This window comes from Companilactobacillus musae (genome assembly GCF_003967595.1).
Classification (GTDB): domain Bacteria; phylum Bacillota; class Bacilli; order Lactobacillales; family Lactobacillaceae; genus Companilactobacillus; species Companilactobacillus musae.
On sequence record NZ_BIFW01000001.1, the window covers coordinates 556,540 to 573,816 of the forward strand.

16 protein-coding genes are annotated in these 17,277 nt (G+C 35.4%); 2 read left to right on the top strand and 14 right to left on the bottom strand.

The features are described from left to right. Positions 1 to 9: 9 nt before the first annotated feature. Positions 10 to 1,647 (bottom strand): DAK2 domain-containing protein, encoded by a 1,638-nt coding sequence (locus tag LAB100_RS02715; RefSeq protein ID WP_162894198.1) that lies wholly within the window; start codon positions 1,645 to 1,647, stop codon positions 10 to 12. Positions 1,648 to 1,711: 64 nt separating this feature from the next. Continuing rightward, positions 1,712 to 2,080 carry an Asp23/Gls24 family envelope stress response protein gene (locus tag LAB100_RS02720; protein WP_057866742.1) on the bottom strand — a complete coding sequence of 123 codons (369 nt, stop codon included), beginning with the start codon at positions 2,078 to 2,080 and terminating at the stop codon, positions 1,712 to 1,714. 198 nt (positions 2,081 to 2,278) lie between these two features. Between LAB100_RS02720 and rpmB the strand changes: the two genes are divergently transcribed. Together rpmB and LAB100_RS02730 are read left to right on the top strand one after the other, a co-directional pair. Further along, positions 2,279 to 2,464 carry a 50S ribosomal protein L28 gene (rpmB, locus tag LAB100_RS02725; RefSeq protein ID WP_119326051.1) on the top strand — a complete coding sequence of 62 codons (186 nt, stop codon included), beginning with the start codon at positions 2,279 to 2,281 and terminating at the stop codon, positions 2,462 to 2,464. 105 nt (positions 2,465 to 2,569) lie between these two features. Continuing rightward, positions 2,570 to 3,397, top strand: a complete 828-nt coding sequence (locus LAB100_RS02730) for a hypothetical protein (protein WP_119326050.1) — start codon at positions 2,570 to 2,572, stop codon at positions 3,395 to 3,397. 160 nt (positions 3,398 to 3,557) lie between these two features. Here the strand turns inward: LAB100_RS02730 and LAB100_RS02735 are convergent, their stop codons facing one another. The 12 genes from LAB100_RS02735 to priA form a co-directional block, all read right to left on the bottom strand. Then, positions 3,558 to 4,709, bottom strand: coding sequence for a trans-sulfuration enzyme family protein (locus tag LAB100_RS02735; RefSeq protein ID WP_119326049.1), 1,152 nt, complete (start codon positions 4,707 to 4,709; stop codon positions 3,558 to 3,560). Positions 4,710 to 4,853: 144 nt separating this feature from the next. After that, entirely contained in the window at positions 4,854 to 5,630 is a 777-nt protein-coding gene (locus tag LAB100_RS02740) for an SDR family NAD(P)-dependent oxidoreductase (protein WP_119326048.1), read from the bottom strand. A gap of 17 nt (positions 5,631 to 5,647) precedes the next feature. Beyond that, positions 5,648 to 6,121, bottom strand: coding sequence for an S-ribosylhomocysteine lyase (locus LAB100_RS02745; protein WP_119326047.1), 474 nt, complete (start codon positions 6,119 to 6,121; stop codon positions 5,648 to 5,650). Positions 6,122 to 6,142: 21 nt separating this feature from the next. Then, entirely contained in the window at positions 6,143 to 6,997 is an 855-nt protein-coding gene (locus LAB100_RS02750; RefSeq protein ID WP_119326046.1) for a MetQ/NlpA family ABC transporter substrate-binding protein, read from the bottom strand. Between the two features lie 608 nt (positions 6,998 to 7,605). Beyond that, the gene (locus LAB100_RS02755) at positions 7,606 to 8,265 is read right to left on the bottom strand and encodes a thiamine diphosphokinase (RefSeq protein ID WP_119326045.1); all 660 of its coding nucleotides are present in this window, start codon (positions 8,263 to 8,265) and stop codon (positions 7,606 to 7,608) included. Continuing rightward, positions 8,262 to 8,936 (bottom strand): ribulose-phosphate 3-epimerase, encoded by a 675-nt coding sequence (gene rpe, locus LAB100_RS02760; RefSeq protein WP_119326044.1) that lies wholly within the window; start codon positions 8,934 to 8,936, stop codon positions 8,262 to 8,264. Before rpe ends, LAB100_RS02755 begins: the two co-directional genes overlap by 4 nt. A 13-nt stretch (positions 8,937 to 8,949) precedes the next feature. Then, positions 8,950 to 9,840 (bottom strand): ribosome small subunit-dependent GTPase A, encoded by an 891-nt coding sequence (gene rsgA, locus LAB100_RS02765; RefSeq protein WP_119326043.1) that lies wholly within the window; start codon positions 9,838 to 9,840, stop codon positions 8,950 to 8,952. 3 nt (positions 9,841 to 9,843) lie between these two features. Then, entirely contained in the window at positions 9,844 to 11,805 is a 1,962-nt protein-coding gene (gene pknB / locus LAB100_RS02770; protein WP_119326042.1) for a Stk1 family PASTA domain-containing Ser/Thr kinase, read from the bottom strand. Then, entirely contained in the window at positions 11,806 to 12,552 is a 747-nt protein-coding gene (locus LAB100_RS02775) for a Stp1/IreP family PP2C-type Ser/Thr phosphatase (RefSeq protein WP_119326041.1), read from the bottom strand. 19 nt (positions 12,553 to 12,571) lie between these two features. Beyond that, on the bottom strand, positions 12,572 to 13,894 hold the full coding sequence (gene rsmB / locus LAB100_RS02780; protein ID WP_119326040.1) for a 16S rRNA (cytosine(967)-C(5))-methyltransferase RsmB: 1,323 nt from the start codon (positions 13,892 to 13,894) through the stop codon (positions 12,572 to 12,574). Continuing rightward, the gene (gene fmt / locus LAB100_RS02785; RefSeq protein WP_119326039.1) at positions 13,884 to 14,834 is read right to left on the bottom strand and encodes a methionyl-tRNA formyltransferase; all 951 of its coding nucleotides are present in this window, start codon (positions 14,832 to 14,834) and stop codon (positions 13,884 to 13,886) included. Before fmt ends, rsmB begins: the two co-directional genes overlap by 11 nt. 11 nt (positions 14,835 to 14,845) lie before the next feature. Next, positions 14,846 to 17,254, bottom strand: coding sequence for a primosomal protein N' (gene priA, locus LAB100_RS02790; protein WP_119326038.1), 2,409 nt, complete (start codon positions 17,252 to 17,254; stop codon positions 14,846 to 14,848). Positions 17,255 to 17,277: the final 23 nt, after the last annotated feature.

The following is a 17,277-nucleotide window of genomic DNA, read 5'->3' on the forward strand; positions in this document are numbered from 1 at the left end:
TCCTTTTAATTATTCAACTGAGATCAAATATGGATAAACCGGTTGATCACCTTGGTGAATTTCAGTTTCTAAGTCTGAATATTTATCATCTAAGTAATCAGCTATCTTTTGAGCATCAGCATCATTACCGTCTTGACCAACTAAGATCGTAATAACTTCACTATCTTCATCAATCATCTTATCGAGCATTTTTTCAGTACCGTCAATAATATCTTCGTCATCAACTAAGATCTTACCATCAACAATACCCATATAATGTCCTTTAGTAATCTTCAAACCATCAATTTCAGTATCACGAATAGCTTGTGTAATTTGACCACTCTTAACAGTATCCAAAGAATCTTCCATGTTTTCTTTGTTGTCTTCAAGTTCTGCCTCTGGATTGAATGAAAGCATAGCTGTCATCCCTTGAGAAATTGTCTTAGAAGCAACAATAGCAACTGGAATATCAACTAGATCAACTGCTTGTTTAGCAGCCATAATAATATTACCGTTATTTGGCAAAATCAAAGCACGTTTAGCATTTGATTTATTGATAGCATCAACAATATCGTTAGTTGATGGATTCATTGTTTGACCACCACTGATAACGTGAGTAACACCCAAACTCTTAAACAATTCTGTCAAACCTGCACCTGATGAAACTGCAATAACTGCATAATCAACTGGTTCCTGGTTAGCTGGTTCTGATGTAACTGGTTCGTCTTCATCAACGATAGTTTCATGTTGAAGTCTCATATTATCAATTTTAATTTTTACAAGTGAGCCATACTTTCTACCAGCAGCCCAAACCTTGTAAGGATAATTAGTATGAACATGAACTTTAACTACTTCATCATCAGATACACAGATAAGTGAGTCACCGATACCATCTAAATAATTACGTAAAGTTTCATTGTCAAATTTTTCATCAGAGGAAGGGTTATCACCTAATTTGACCATCATTTCAGTACAGAAACCGTTCTTGATCTCATCTGTATTGAATTGTCCTTGAACTGATTGATGATGACTAGCATTGACCATTTCAGTCATATCGCGCTCATCAGGAATGTATTCTTCATCTCCAGTTTGGCCACCCAAACCTTCTAAGAATCCTTCATAGATAAACACTAAACCTTGTCCACCTGAATCGACTACGCCAACTTCTTTCAATACTGGAAGTAAAGATGGAGTTTTTTCAAGACCTACTTTGGAGCCTTCAACAACCGCCTTCATAACCTCAAGAATATCATTAGTACTTTCAACCTTTTTCATTCCAGCTTCAGCACCAAATCTAGCGACTGTCAAAATTGTTCCTTCAACTGGCTTCATAACTGCCTTATAGGCAGTCTTTACACCATCATCAAAGGCTTTAGCTAAATCCATTGCTGTCAATGTATCTTTATCTTCGATACTCTTTGAAAAGCCACGGAAAATTTGTGATGTAATAACACCTGAATTTCCACGAGCACCCATCAAAAGTCCCTTAGCAAGTGCTTTACCAAGTGTACCTACATGATTACTTTCTGACTCGTTTACGGCCTTAAAACCACTTTGGATTGTTAAACTCATGTTAGTTCCGGTATCGCCATCAGGAACCGGAAAGACATTCAATGAGTTTACAAACTTAGCATTTTTTTCAAGTCTGTGCGATGCAACACGCACCATATCTGAAAATTCTTTTTTTGTAATTAGTTCTTTGCTCAAAAGTTTCCCCTCCAACCAGCTTTACCTATTCGATATCGTCCAGAACTTTAATTCCTTGGACATAAATGTTAACAGTGCCAGCTGGTGTACCAAGCATTGTTTCTAGGTTATATTTTACTTTTTCTTTTAAATTTTTTGCAACTTCAGAAATTTTAATTCCATAGCCTACAATAATGTAGACATCAACGGCAAGTTTACCATCTTCTTGATGAATAACTATACCTCTTGAAAAATCTTCACGGTTTAGGATCGTATTCATACCGTCACGAAGTTGATTTTTGCTTGCCATACCTACAATACCGTAGATATCAGAAGCAGCTCCACCAACGATCGTAGCAACAGTATTTGTTGAAACGTCAATCTCGCCATGCTTTGTTTTAATTGTAACAGCCATTTCTGGATCCTCCTATTCTTGGACCTAAATGTATCATAAACAATAAAATTCTATCATAGCAACAATTCTAATTAAAGAATTAAACTTGATAAAACTATATTAATCCATAATTACTCTATTGATTTCAATTCTTAGTTATGGTAAATTAGTCAGGTGATATTTTAAAGAAAAAACATGTAGCCAAAGGAGGTCGGTCCCATGGCAAAAGATATTATTACAGGCCGTAAAACAGTGTTCGGTAACAAGCGTTCACACGCTCTTAACCAATCAAAACGTTCTTGGAAGCCAAACTTACAAAAAGTTCGTATTATGGTTGACGGTAAACCTAGACGTGTATGGGTTTCAGCTAGAGCATTGAAATCAGGAAAAGTTACTCGTGTATAATTATCACTTAATTATTTAAAAAGGACTAGCAATTTAATTGTTGGTCCTTTTTATTTTACACTATTATAATAAATTTCTAAAATTCATTTCCAAGGGGGCCTATTAATGAATAAATTTATCGTTGGCAATCAACAAAATAAAGACGACCAATTGGCTCAAGCTATCGTTGACGCTCAAGATGGCGATGTAATTGAATTATTACCAGGAACTTATTTCACCACAGAAAGCCCATTTATTTGCACGATCAGGAGAAATCTAACTTTTATTGGTAAATCAACAAACAAAGATGACATTAAACTAAATTGCAGTTTTACAGTCGGCGCTAAAAACATTATTATCTTCAAAAATTTAACTATTACCTTCCCTGCCAATGGCGAAAATACTTTATCCGCCTACGATGGAGCAGAAGTTTATGCCAATAATGTTTGTATCAATCGTGAAACCTCTGATAATTGGGACACGATATATGGCCAAAATGCTACTTTCTCATTTAAAGACTCGCAGATTTTAACCGGTTTAAAAACTAAAGCTATTGGCTTATCACTTGATAACAGTCAAATTTTTGCTGATAATACTTCTATTCAATTTTTATTCCAAAGAAAATCAAAGGCTTATTTGAAAAATTCCATTGTTACAAACGAATTTAAATTACGTCAACATTCAGAGACTTATTTTCGTAATTTAACTTTGGCCTCTTATGTTGTACCCCATAAAAATGATTTAACAGTTCACAGCGGATCATTGTTCCAAGGGCAAGATTTGATTTTTACTAGCCCTGAGCCTCGATTAAGAATCTTTAAAAGCACTTTTGAGGTTAATAATTTCCAACCTGAACCAAGTCAATTGCACTTCAAATTTGATGCAAATTCAAATGTTTTAGCTGATTCCAAAAAACCATTTAATGAAGATAATTTAAATACTAATGACAAATAGTTAATCATCAACAAGAAAAGCATCTATTTAATCTTCACAAATTTAAATTTATTAGAATATTCTTTAATAAGATTTGATGGTTCATCAAATACAAACATTTTCAAATTCAAAAAAATACGCTAGTTTCTCTAAATGAGAACTAGCGTATTTTTTGTTTTCATTATTTTCTAGATAACTGATTCAAACTATTAGCAAGATCTGCAATCAAATCCTTAGGGTCTTCAATTCCCACTGATAATCTAACCAATTGATGCGTTATTCCCGCCTTTAATTGCTCTTCAGGAGATAATTCAGCATGGGTCATCTTATAAGGCAACTCAATCAAACTCTCCACAGCACCCAAACTGACTGCTAATTGAATTAATTTTGTCCCTTCAACAAATTGGGTTGAATCTAAGCCGTACTTTAATTCAAAAGATACGATTCCGCCAAACCCATCAACTTCTTTTGCAGCTATTTCATGATCTCTACTACCGGCAATTCCTGGATAATAGATTTTAGCAATTTCTGCACGACTTTGTAAAAATTCAACAATTTTTTGAGCATTACTCAAGTGACGATCCATTCTAACCGCCAATGTTTGAATTCCTCGACGAACTAGATTTGAATCCTCTGGTGAAAGAGTTGAACCAATCGCATTTTGATTAAAATATATTCTCTTGGCAATTTCAGGATCCTTAGCCACAGCAATTCCGGCAATAACATCTGAGTGACCACTTAAATATTTTGTGGCTGAATGAACAACAATATCTGCACCTAAATTCAATGGTCTTTGTAAATATGGAGACAAAAATGTATTGTCAACAATTGTTAGAAGATGATACTTCTTAGCAACTTCAGCTGTCTTTTTGACACTTGTAACATGTAATAAAGGATTAGTAAAACTTTCAAAATAAATTGCTTTAGTATTTGATTTCACTGCTGCCTCAATTTCAGCAGGATTTTGAGTATCCACAGCAGTAAATTCTAAATTCCAACGTTTAAAAAATTCATTGATAATTCTAAACGTTCCACCATAAATTTCTTTTCCAATGATCAAGTGATCACCTGGTTTGAAAATGGCTAAAACTGCGTGAATTGCTGCTGAACCTGAAGAAAAGGCAAAGCCTTGATAACCATTCTCCAATTCTGCAACCTGTTGTTCCAAATAACTTCTAGTTGGATTGCCTGAACGAGCATAATCATACTTTACCTTAGCATCAACTGAAGGATAAATATAAGTTGATGAATTATATACTGGAACATTAACGGCTCCGGTATTATTATCTTTTTGAGATTTTCCATGAACTAATCTTGTATCAAATTCTGTCATAACTGCCTCCATAATTTCTTAACTACATTAAATCAGTTATTTCATACGATTCCTATAATAACAATAATTTTTATATAAATTTTAGGCAAAAAAGAAGAACAACACCTAAAATACTCAACAGCTGTTGTTCTTCTTTTAATTAAACTAATTCATAGTCATTCCACCAGTAACATTAATTCCTTGACCGGTCATATAATCTGATAACGGACTAGCAAGAAATAATACTACATTAGCGACATCCTTTGGCGTTCCAGTACGTCCTAAGGGAACTTGACTATTATCTTCCTTTTCAATGTCATCTGGCGTTAACCCACGAATCTTGGCACCATCTTTTCTTTCTCGATGCTTCATAGAAGTTTCAATAATTCCTGGACAAACCGCATTAACATTAATTTGATTCTTAGCTACTTCAATCGCTAGCGTCTTTGTCAATCCTAAAACGGCATGTTTGGAGGCAACATAAGCAGACATTGCTCGATAACCATTTTTACCGGCTTGCGAGGCAATTAAAACAACTTTTCCTGGTCGATTAGCCGCAACCATTAAAGAAACAATATGTTTAGTAACCAAATAGGTTCCACGAGTATTGACGGAAATGGTTTTATCAAAGTCTGATGTCTTACTCTCAAGTAAATAATCCATCGTTGAAATACCAGCCACATTAACTAAAATGTTGGGGGTTAAATTTCGAGTTTTCAATTGTGCAGCTAAATTTTTAACACTAATTTCATCACTGACATCCAAATGAATTTGATATTCCTGATTACTGATCTGCTTGAGTTCGGTATTTTGATAAGACAGATCGGCAACAACCACAATAGCTTGTTCATTTTGAAAGGTTGTTACAACTTGACGACCAATACCTTGATATCCACCAGTAACTAAAACAATTTGTTTTTCTAAAGATGTAAATAAACTCATGTTTACCCTCCTCTACTTTAGATTACGTGACGTTCAAATGGATCGTTTGAAATTCCCTCTTCGAGAATTTTCTTTGACCATTCCTTAGCTGAAAATAGTGAATGATCACGATAGTTACCACAACTATACTTATCTGTTCCTTGAACATCTTTCCATTCAATCTTATTGGCAATATCATCAAGGGCACCTTTTAGCGCTTCAGCAACTTCAGTGGTTGAATGTTCGCCCCATGTGATCAAATGAAAACCAGTACGACAACCGAATGGTGAACAATCAATGACGCCATCTAAACGATCTCTTAGAAGTCCTGCTAGCAAATGTTCAATTGTATGCAAACCAGCAGTAGGAATAGCATTCTCATTTGGTTGAACCAAACGAAGATCATAATTTGAAATTGTGTCACCTTTTGCTCCGTGTTCTTCAGTAATCAAACGAACATATGGTGCCTTTACCTTTGTGTGATCCAATGTAAAACTTTCAACTTTAGCCATAATTAAATATCTCCTTAAAATTTATTTATTTTCTAAATATGTTAATGGTTTATTAACTTCAATTTTTGTTCCGTAATATTTTTTCTTAATATATTTTTGAATTTCTTTATTGTGGTAGAGCTTAACTAATTTCTTATAATTAGCGTTGTTCTTATTCTTAGCAGCAGTTGCTAGAATATTGATATTATCTTTAGTGCTAAGATCAATCTTTTCGTGGTAAATTGAATCGGTCAAAACATGCAAGCCACTTTCTAAAGCGACTGTATTGGAAATGAGTACAACCGGTACATCATTTAAAACACGTGGTCCCGTGGTATCGTCGATTTCTTTAAACTTTAAGTTCTTGGGATTAGCGGTGATATCTTTAGTATTACCTAAAGCGTCAAACCCTTTTTTCAAAGTGATTAAACCGGCTTTTTGTAGTAACAATAAATCACGTGATGTGTTAGCTGGATTATTAGCAATCGCAACAGTTGTTCCATCTGGAATTTCATTGATATTCTTATACTTCTTGGAATATATTCCCAAAGGTTCCAAGTAAGTTGTTCCTAAAGCAGCCAATTTTCCTTTAGGATTTTGCTTGTTATAGGCTTGATAATATGACCAAGATTGAAAAGCATTGACATCGACTTGACCCTCGCTAGTAGCGTTATTTAATTGAGCCCCGTCGGTAATCTCTTTTGTCTTAATATTAAGTCCTAATTTTTTGGCCTGTGAACTCTTAGCAATATGTTCCCAAATATTTAGATCTGAACCTTGCGAACCAACAGTTATGGTATTACTATCAGTTGCTTTAGCTTGTTTGCCACAGCCAACTAACAAGATGACTGATAAAGCTAATAATGTGGTAAAAATTAACGTCTTTCCCTTTCTCATTTCCATTCCTCCTCAAATTTCTAATAATCCTTTAATTCTTATGTTGGTGCTAACCAAAATTCAAACATTCAAAACCCTCCTCATTTAAAATTTATTGTTCTGTCTATGTGGAATTAGACAAAGATTATTTTTTCTAACCAGATTAAACGTGAAGACAAAAAAATCGTCCCTACATGTACAGACTTTCTCTGTAATGTAGGGACGATTACCGTGGTACCACCCTAATTTATACTTTGCTTACACAAAATACCTCAACGACACTGACATGTCCGGGATGATATCGCATCCTTGCGTACCTTTGGCTTTCACCTAGGTAAGACTCCAAGCTCATCTTCAATCAACGTTTGTTCCATCTTTTCACTATCTGATGGTCACTTTGCAAACTAATAATTGATCTACTCTTCTCTTCATCGTCTAATTAGATTAAATAAGTTTTAATCGTTTGATTGGTGATTAATTTACACTTGCAGATTTAAGTTGTCAACTTAATTTTAATAAAATCGATACTTTAACCTCAAAATCAATACTATACCAATTATGAAATTTTGCTCTTTTGTGTATAAAAAAAGGCATTCATAAATGAATACCAAATTTTAATAATATTTTTATTATTTTTTATCTCGACTTTGGATAACAGCAACGATTCCACTCTCAAAACTAAAATCAACTGTATCCTTAACAAACTCGTTACTAGCCCAACTAACTGGATGCCCTGCACTAAAATCGTTCAATTTATACTTAGCATCCAAAATATTCAAATGTGTCACTGGACCAAGATTTACAAATGCTACGTATTCCATACCATTCTCATGAAACACAGAATAACGTCCTGGTTTAAAGAAACGAATCGTATTACGGGCAGATTTGTAATAAAGCTTGTCATAAAAATCTTGAAATCTAGGATCAAATGGCAAAAAGAGATTAACCAAAAAATGATCAATTCTTCCTCCAGTAGCTCCATAGACATAATATTCTTGAGCATTAAATTTCTGACGTGCTGCTAAAAGACATAATTCAGAATCAGTATCGTCTTTTTCTGGTGGGAACTTTTTAAAAATCGGCACATTATCTTGAACTAATTTTTGTTCTTTCTTGTCAATTGAATCAAAATCACCAATTGCAATATCAGGAATGATTCCATTGGCCATCAAATGTAAACTGCCTCGATCCGCACCAACCCAAGGACCAGGAATTGCTTTAATGCTCTTGCTTAATTCCGTGGGGTATTCACTCTCAGGACCACCTAAAAGGATATTTACTCGTTTCATTGCTTTGCTTCCACTGCCATTGAACGAAGTCCATCGATTCTTTCTTTAAGTCCGTCCTGTCCATCAAAGAGATATGAACCCGCTACAAAGATATCTGCACCAGCTTTAGCACACTGCTTGATTGTTTCAGGATTAATCCCTCCATCAACTTCAATATCAAAGTTGTCATCAGCTGCAGTTTGACGCAATTGATCCAAACGTTGAATTTTTTTAGTCATACCGGGAATAAATTGTTGACCACCAAAACCAGGATTAACTGTCATAACCAAAATTCGATCAATAATTGGGAACAATTCTTTAACAGTTTCTAAAGGTGTTCCTGGGTTAATAACAACCCCAGCTCGAGCACCTAATTTTTTGACCAATTCAATTGAACGATAAATATGTTGAGTACTTTCGGCATGGATCAAAACTGTACTTGCTCCAGCATCAATTACTGGCTTAACATAAGCATCTGGATTTTCCATCATCATATGGATATCAAGCGGTTTGTCAGTCACACGATGCATTCCCTCAACCACATTAGGACTAAACGACATATTAGGGACAAAGTTTCCGTCCATCATATCAATATGAAAAACATCAGCTCCAGCTTGATCGGCTGCTCTTACGTCACGTTCCAAATTCATAATATCTGCAGATAAAATTGATGGTGCAATCTTTACTGTCATTTAAATCAGCTCCTCAATATCTTTTTTTGTACGAATTAATTTCGTTTAAAAAGTATAAATAATTATCATAACGACTTTGCATTATCTCTCCTGCTGCCAATTCTTCTTTGACCTTGCAGTTAGGCTCATTAACATGACGACAACCTCTAAATTGACATTGACCACTGTATTTCAAAAATTCTGGGAACAATGTTGGCAATTCTTCCGGAGTAATATCCATCAAATCAATTGATGAAAATCCAGGCGTATCAGCGACTAATCCATCAGCAATATCAAATAAAGAAACTTGTCTAGTCGTGTGTTTACCACGATTCAAAGTTTGTGATATCTCTGCCGTAGCCAAACCTAATTCTTTATCAATATGGTTGAGCAAAGTTGATTTTCCAGCTCCTGACTGACCTGTAAAAACAGTCACTTTATTGGCAAAAGTTGACTTCAAACTGTCAACTTGAATGTCATTGTAGCTATCTTGATCAGTAAAAACTTGATATCCAGCCTCATGATAACCTAAAAGAACTTGTTTTAGTTCATCATATTTGTCATCAGATAACAGGTCAGCCTTTGTCAAATAAATCAATGGTTCAATATCGTTATGTTCGATGTTGACTAATATTTTATCCAATAAATTACTTGAAAAATTAGGTTCAGCTGATGAAGTTACCACAATTGCTTGATCAATATTCGCAATTGGTGGACGAACCAAACTATTTTCTCGGGGCAAAATTTCCAAAATATAGCCCAAATCACCAGTGGCATCAAAACTAACCTTGTCACCAACTAGTGGTTTGATTTTACGTTTACGAAAATTTCCTCGAGCTCTAGTACGTACTAATTCTTCACTTTCATCATCCAAAACATCATAAAACCCACTAATTGATTTTATGATTCTTCCTGTTCGTTCCATAAATCACCCATTTACTGAACCACCAAGTACAGTCTTATTATTACGTTCAACTATATATGATCCAGTTTGTCCATCCTTTAGATTAAAGCTTAACGTTACAGGCGTATCAGCCGTGATCGTCATGCTCTTATAAACCGAAGTAATACTGTGTGTTGCATCGGAAATATAAATTGTTACATCATTATTGCCACTAGAATCATAAGGAATCGTTATGTTCTTAGTAACAGTATTGGTACTAGACGAATTATTATTACTATTGCTATTATTACTATCTTTGTCATTTGAAGTTGTTTTATCAGTATCAGGACCCTTAGAAATAACTACTGACAAAGTACCACCTTGGCTAATTGTACTATTAGCAGTTGGCGTTTGACTAATCAAAAGTCCCTCTTCAACTTCATCTGAATATTGATAAGAGGTATTCAAAGTCAGCCCTGCTTCAGAAGCATAATCTTGAATACTCTTAAGGTTATAACCACTCAAATCCCGTACTTTAACGACTTTAGGCTTAACTGTTTTAGCCTTTGCCAAAGTCAGAGTTAATGATTTATTCTTAGTGACAACCTTTTTGCCGCTAGGAATACTTTGTTGGACGATTGTTCCAGGGTCATATTGATTTGTAGATCTGTATTTAAGATTAACTTTAAATCCACGTTTCTTTAAATTATCTGAAATATCTTCATAATCCTTACCAACTAACTTGGGCATTTTATAATATGTCGCACCTAAACTAACAACTAAGTTAACTTTAGCTCCATTTTTCAATTTTAATCCCTTAGCTGGAATTGATTTGATCACATGACCGGCATCAACATCATCATCATTTTCCTTAGAAACATCCCCTACTGTCAAATTAGAACTCTTTAACATGACATTGGCTTGTTTCATGGTCAAATTAAATAAATCAGGAACTGTTGTTTCTTGATTGCTCTTAATTACCATTGCAATTAAGAACAATATCAAAACAATTGGTACCATTGATGCCATCAAAATCATTTTACGTTTACGACTGATCTTCTGTGGTTTCTTCTCGGGAGCAGCTGCTTTGTCACTCGATTCTTTAATTGGTTCCATAACTCGAGTTTCTTCTAAATCGTTTATTGGGGTCGGTATAAATTTAGGCTCGTCAGCTCGTTCAGGCATCAAACAAGTATTCAGATCATCACACATTTCTTTAACAGATTGATATCTTTGATCTGGGTCTTTAGCTGTTGCCTTCAAAACTGCATTCTCAAGCGGTTGTGGAATATTAGGATCAATCTTACGCAGATCCGGCATTTCTTCTTTAGAATGCTTCAATGCTACAGTCACAGCAGTATCCCCTGTAAATGGAACATGCTTAGTCAATAACTCAAACAGAATAATTCCCAGAGCATAAATATCCGACAAAACAGTTGCCGAACGTCCCTTGATCTGTTCCGGTGACATGTAATGAACTGAACCTAGCAAAGAATTAGTTCTTGTAATAGAACGCTCACTCAAAGCTAAAGCAATTCCAAAATCGGAAACCTTAACTTGTAGAGGGTCCTTTTTCTCGTCTACCAAAATATTTTCTGGTTTTAAGTCACGGTGAATAATTCCATGTTCATGTGCATCCGACACTGCCATACAAATCTGCTTCATAATATCGACAACTTCGTGATAAGGAATTGGGAAATGATCACGAATATATTTCTTTAAATTCGGACCATCAACGTATTCAATTACGATGTATTGAACTCCATTATCATTTCCAACATCGAGAACATTAACAATATTTGGATTAGAGAGACCACTAGTTGCCTTGGCTTCACGCCCAAATCTCCTCTTTACAGATTCATCATCTTGAAGATCATACCGCAAGGCTTTAACCGCTACCTTACGATTTAAGAGCGTGTCATTGGCCAAATAAACATTGGCCATTCCGCCCTCACCAAGTGTACCTAGAATCTCATAACGACCGCCTACTAGGTAACCTTTCTCCATCTAGTGGTTACCTCCGTTATCTTTCGTAGAAAAGAGTAAGGCGGTAATATTATCTCTTCCACCAGCAGCATTGGCTTTGTCGATTAAAACATGACACTTCGTCTCTAAACTTATTTTTTGTGCTAAAACATCTTTGATTTCATTTTCTGGGACCATGTTAGTCAAACCATCTGTACACAACAAGATAATCGCATTATCGACTAAATCAAAATCCTTTACTCGTGGTTGCACTGTCTGTGAAACCCCGAGAGTTTGCGTAATGATATTTTTTTGTGGATGATTTTCAGCTTCTTCAGGACTGATCTGACCAGTTTCCAATAATTCATGAACTAATGAATGGTCAACACTTAATTGTTTTAACTCGTCGTCGGTAAAAATATAACAACGAGAATCGCCAACATTAACGACCATCATTTTTTCCCCAACAAAGAAAACGCCAACCATTGTTGTTCCCATACCATTAAGATCATCAAATTGATTCGACACTGAAACAATACGATCATTTTCTTTACTTAATTCTCGAATTATCCATTCTCGAAGTTCAGCAATATTATCGACTTCTGATTCTTCAAAATTATGTCCTAAATGAGATACGGCCATATTCGAAGCAACGTCTCCGCCTCTATGTCCACCCATGCCATCAGCTACGATGCCGAACACAATATTCTTTTTATTCTTGAAAACATTCACGTAATCTTGATTGTTTTCTCTGAGTTTTCCAACATCAGTTAATAACGCATATTCCATCAGTTTAGACCTTACCTCTTTAATTTTTTCTAACGAAAGTAGCAATAAAGAATCCATCTGTAAAGTAATCACTAGGAAGAACTTTCAACATACCATCTTTAACAGAATTATCCAAAGCTGGGTCATGCTTGACTGGTTCTAAAGCAAAATTCTTATGTTCAGCCAAGAATTTCTTTACGACCATTTCGTTTTCTTCATCATCAAAAGTACAAGTACTGAAAACCAACTTACCGTCTATCTCCAATAAGTCGACCATACTATCAAGAATTTGCAATTGAACTCTTTGTAGGTTCATTAAATCCTCTTCTTGACGGAAATATCTCAATTCAGGTTTACGTCTAATTAAACCAAGACCTGAACATGGAGCATCAACCAAAATCCGATCAAAGGTTGTATTAAGGACATCTTTAGCTTTACGAGCATCAATTGCTCCAGTGCCAATAATGTCGCTATACCCCATTCTGTCGCTATTCTCACGAATTAGTTTTGTCTTGTGTTTATGAATATCTAGAGCAGTAACAGCACCATCTTTAATGTAACTAGCTATATGAGTTGTTTTTCCACCCGGTGCAGCACAAGCATCAAGAACTCGACTATTAGGTTGAAGATCCAAAGCTGGTGCTACTAACATTGAACTTTCATCTTGAATTGTATAAAGTCCATCTCGAAATTCTGGAGTGTTAACTAAATTACCACTCTCACAGACTAACCCAACTGGGGAAATTTTGCTTGGTTTTACATCAAATCCTTCTTGATTCAAAGTTTTCTGCAAATCAGCGACTGTTGTCTTATTAGTATTAACTCTAATTGAAACATGTGAAGGTTGGTTGATTGTCTGTAAAATTTCTTCCGTCTTAGTCATTCCTTGTTGATCAACAAATAACTGTACTAACCAACGGGGCACACTGTACATACGACTTAAATCAAAGACTGTTTCCTTACCATGAATATCACGAGCACCATGACGTTGGAAATTTCTTAAAACAGCATTGACCAAGTTTCCAGCTCCACGATTAGCTTTTTGTTTAGCAATCTCAGTCGATTCATTTAAAACTGCATGAGCAGGTATTTTATCTAAATAACATAATTGGTAAATCGCTGTTTGCAATAATAAATCTAACCAAAGGTCTAATTTTTTATCTTTTAAATAGGGCTCTAATTGATATTCCAATACGTATTTATTTTGAATTACGCCATAAACAATATTTGTCATTAAACGACTATCAGCATCCGACATATCGGCTTTCTTTAAAATATTGTTAATTTCAATATTTGAATAAGCTTTATTTTGGAACACCTTAGTTAAAGCTTCTACGGCTAATGCACGAGGATTATTTTTCATTAATAACTTGTTGTCCTTTTTCTAGGTTTTTGCCCATTCCGTTCATATAATTGGCAATATCCATAATTTTTTTACCAGCTGGTTGAATTTTTTTAATAGCAACACCTTGACCATCACCAGCAACGATAACCAATTTCTTTTTACCTAAGTCAAAGATAGTTCCACTGGCCTGATCAGAATTTATTTCCACAACATCAGTCTTATAAAGCTTAGTTCTTTGACCATCTAACATTGTCCAAGCACCGGGATCTGGACTAAGGGCACGAATTTGATTGAAGACTTCTTGTGCTGGCTTAGTGAAATCGATATGTTCCTGTTCTTTTGTAATATTAGGTGAAAAAATTACCTTATCGGGATCTTGTTTGATTGGGTTGATATCGCCACTTAAAATTTTAGGAATAGTATCGAGTAACAACTCACGTCCAACAACAGCCATCTTTTCAAACAGACTACCATTATCGTCATCTTTTCCAATTGGTAACTTTTCCTGACTGATAATATCGCCAGCATCCATTCCTTTAACCATATACATAATCGTAATACCTGTTTCTTTGTCACCATTAAGTAATGACCATTGAATTGGTGCGCCACCACGATACTTAGGCAAAAGTGATCCGTGAACATTGATAGCTGCTACTTTGGCTGATTCCAAGAAACTTGTTGGTAAAAATTGTCCATAAGCTGCTGTAACAATTAGATCAGCTTGCAAGGCCTTTAGTTCCTCAACTTCAGGACTGCCAGGTAACTTGGCTGGTTGATATAATTTAATATTTTCATCTTCTGCAACAACTTTAACAGGGCTCTTTTGAAGTTTTTGCTTACGGCCAACTGGCTTATCTGGTTGTGTAACAGCCGCAATAACATCATAGCCTTCCTTTAAGAGTCCTTTCAAAACTGTAGCGGAAAAATCTGGTGTACCTAGAAAAATTATTTTTGTCATTAACTCACCCTTTAATCAATATGTTGTGGTTCATTGTCGATTGCAATTGTAAAACCTTTTTTTGCATCGGCTTGTGTTTCATTGAGAATTTCCAATAACCTTTGATGTAATTCTGGTTCATGTTTATATTTTACAATAATTTGATAATAATATTTATTTTGTTTACGTGTAATCATCGTTGGACTTGGTCCTAACAAAATAGCATTTTTAGACAAAGCAGACTGAAGCTGTTTCTTTAACCAGTAGCTTTGTTTTAAAGTCTGGCCTTCATCCTTATTTGCAACACTAACCAAGGTCGTAAAGTAATACGGCGTGTAATTAGATTGATGACGTAAATACATTTCTTGTTTGAAAAAAGTTTCATAATCTTGTTTGGCTGCATCTTTAATAGCGTAGTGATCAGGATTATACGTTTGAATAATAACATGCCCTGTTTTCTCAGCTCGACCAGCTCGACCACTAACTTGAGTCAACAATTGGAATGTTCTTTCACTGGCTCGAAAATCCGCCAAGCTCAAAGTCGTATCTGCATTGATTACTCCTACCAAAGTGACATCTGGAAAATCCAATCCTTTGGCAATCATCTGAGTTCCTAACAAGATATCAGCTTTATGCTGTCCGAATTGCTGTAAGATTTTTGCATGAGCACCTTTACGACGAGTTGTATCAACATCCATTCTTAAAATTCGAGCCTGAGGATACATCTCTTTCAATTGTTGCTCAATATTTTGCGTGCCCGTACCATAAAAGCCAATTTTCTTGCTATGACAATTGGGACAAATATTAGGAACGGCTTCTTCATGTCCACAATAATGGCATTTCATACGACCTAAATCTTTATGATAGGTCAATGAAACATCACAATTAGGACATTTCAAAACAAACCCACATTCGCGACACATCATAAACGAAGAATATCCACGACGATTTAATAATACTATGGATTGATCATGTCGATCCAAATTCTCTTGTAAGCTGTTCTTCAATGCGGGAGAAAAATCACCTTTGACGGCAGAATTCTCAGCATCACGCATATCAACAATCTGAACGTGAGGTAAAGTCTGATTATTGATTCTTTTTTTCATCCGAATCAGCTTGTAAACACCTTTTTCAGCCCTTGCACGAGATTCCAATGATGGTGTAGCACTACCTAAAACTACCGGACACTTATTGATCTTGCTTCGCCACTGTGCGACATCACGAGCATGGTAACGGGGATTGTCATCTTGTTTATAACTTGCCTCATGTTCTTCATCGATAATTATTAAACCTATCTTTTTTAACGGAGCAAAAACTGCACTTCTTGCCCCAACAACTACTTTGACATCATGATTTTCAATTCTAGTCCATTCATCATAACGTTCACCATTCGATAGACCACTGTGTAAGACCGCCACTTGATCACCAAACCGTCCGACCACGCGATTAACCATTTGCGGTGTCAATGAGATTTCAGGTACTAACATAAGTGCTGTTTTATCCTGCTGCAACGCTTTTTCGATTGTCTGCAAATAAACTTCTGTCTTACCACTACCGGTAACTCCTTCGATTAAAAAGGTCTGAGGAGTTTCATTTTCAATTGCCGTATCAATTTCATCAACAGCAACCTGTTGCTCATCGGTTAATGCTAAATTCGTAGTCTGCTCAGGCGTAATACCGATTGGTTTACGTAATTTAGTTACCTCGACAACCCTTACTAAATTATTTTTCTCTGCTGTTTTAATAGCAGCTCTAGAAATATCATATTCTTTTTCCAAAGCATTAAATTCAATTGGTAATTTATCCAGATTATCGGCTAAAAAAGTTAATAATTTAATTTGAGCCTTGGCATTACTACGAAGTTTACTCTTTGCTTCATGAAGTTGAATGATATTCAAATCAGTTGTTACTGCCTGACGTTTGACCTGAACTGCCTTATTCTCAACCACATATTGAATATCTACTTTTTGATTCTTACGTAATTTATTGATCAAACGAATAGTTGCATCATCAAGTTGATTAGTAATTTCAAAATTTGTTTGACCTGACATCAATGATTGAACCTCAGGGTCATTTTCAACTAAGGGAATCACAAATTGTTTATATTTGGCACGCATGACACTAGGCAACATTGTTTGTAAACAAGAAATCTGAAAGGAGTATGTTCGATCCGCCAACCATGATGATAATTTCAACATTTCTTCAGAAAGAACTGGTTTCAAATCAATTACTCGTGAAATAGGTTTTAATTTTCCTTGAAAATCACTCTCTGCCTTAACAGACATCACAAATCCCTGGATTTTTCTTTTACCACGGCCAAAGGGAACTTCGACTCGCATCCCACTGACAACGACATCTGTCAGTGCATCGGGAATTAGATATTCAAAAGGCCTGTTAGTCTGCATAGTGGGCACATCGACAATTATCTCTGCTACTGACATAAAAACCACCTATTCTTAATAGA

Bases quoted from the DNA above. Each gene is read 5' to 3' on its own strand.
- LAB100_RS02740 (WP_119326048.1), bottom strand. From the start codon at position 5,630: ATGAGTTTATTTACATCTTTAGAAAAACAAATTGTTTTAGTTACTGGT.
- priA (WP_119326038.1), bottom strand. From the start codon at position 17,254: ATGTCAGTAGCAGAGATAATTGTCGATGTGCCCACTATGCAGACTAAC.
- rsmB (WP_119326040.1), bottom strand. From the start codon at position 13,894: ATGAAAAATAATCCTCGTGCATTAGCCGTAGAAGCTTTAACTAAGGTG.
- pknB (WP_119326042.1), bottom strand. From the start codon at position 11,805: ATGGAGAAAGGTTACCTAGTAGGCGGTCGTTATGAGATTCTAGGTACA.
- rpmB (WP_119326051.1), top strand. From the start codon at position 2,279: ATGGCAAAAGATATTATTACAGGCCGTAAAACAGTGTTCGGTAACAAG.
- LAB100_RS02750 (WP_119326046.1), bottom strand. From the start codon at position 6,997: ATGAGAAAGGGAAAGACGTTAATTTTTACCACATTATTAGCTTTATCA.
- LAB100_RS02745 (WP_119326047.1), bottom strand. From the start codon at position 6,121: ATGGCTAAAGTTGAAAGTTTTACATTGGATCACACAAAGGTAAAGGCA.
- rpe (WP_119326044.1), bottom strand. From the start codon at position 8,936: ATGACAGTAAAGATTGCACCATCAATTTTATCTGCAGATATTATGAAT.
- LAB100_RS02775 (WP_119326041.1), bottom strand. From the start codon at position 12,552: ATGGAATATGCGTTATTAACTGATGTTGGAAAACTCAGAGAAAACAAT.
- LAB100_RS02730 (WP_119326050.1), top strand. From the start codon at position 2,570: ATGAATAAATTTATCGTTGGCAATCAACAAAATAAAGACGACCAATTG.
- fmt (WP_119326039.1), bottom strand. From the start codon at position 14,834: ATGACAAAAATAATTTTTCTAGGTACACCAGATTTTTCCGCTACAGTT.
- rsgA (WP_119326043.1), bottom strand. From the start codon at position 9,840: ATGGAACGAACAGGAAGAATCATAAAATCAATTAGTGGGTTTTATGAT.
- LAB100_RS02715 (WP_162894198.1), bottom strand. From the start codon at position 1,647: ATGGTGCGTGTTGCATCGCACAGACTTGAAAAAAATGCTAAGTTTGTA.
- LAB100_RS02735 (WP_119326049.1), bottom strand. From the start codon at position 4,709: ATGACAGAATTTGATACAAGATTAGTTCATGGAAAATCTCAAAAAGAT.
- LAB100_RS02755 (WP_119326045.1), bottom strand. From the start codon at position 8,265: ATGAAACGAGTAAATATCCTTTTAGGTGGTCCTGAGAGTGAATACCCC.
- LAB100_RS02720 (WP_057866742.1), bottom strand. From the start codon at position 2,080: ATGGCTGTTACAATTAAAACAAAGCATGGCGAGATTGACGTTTCAACA.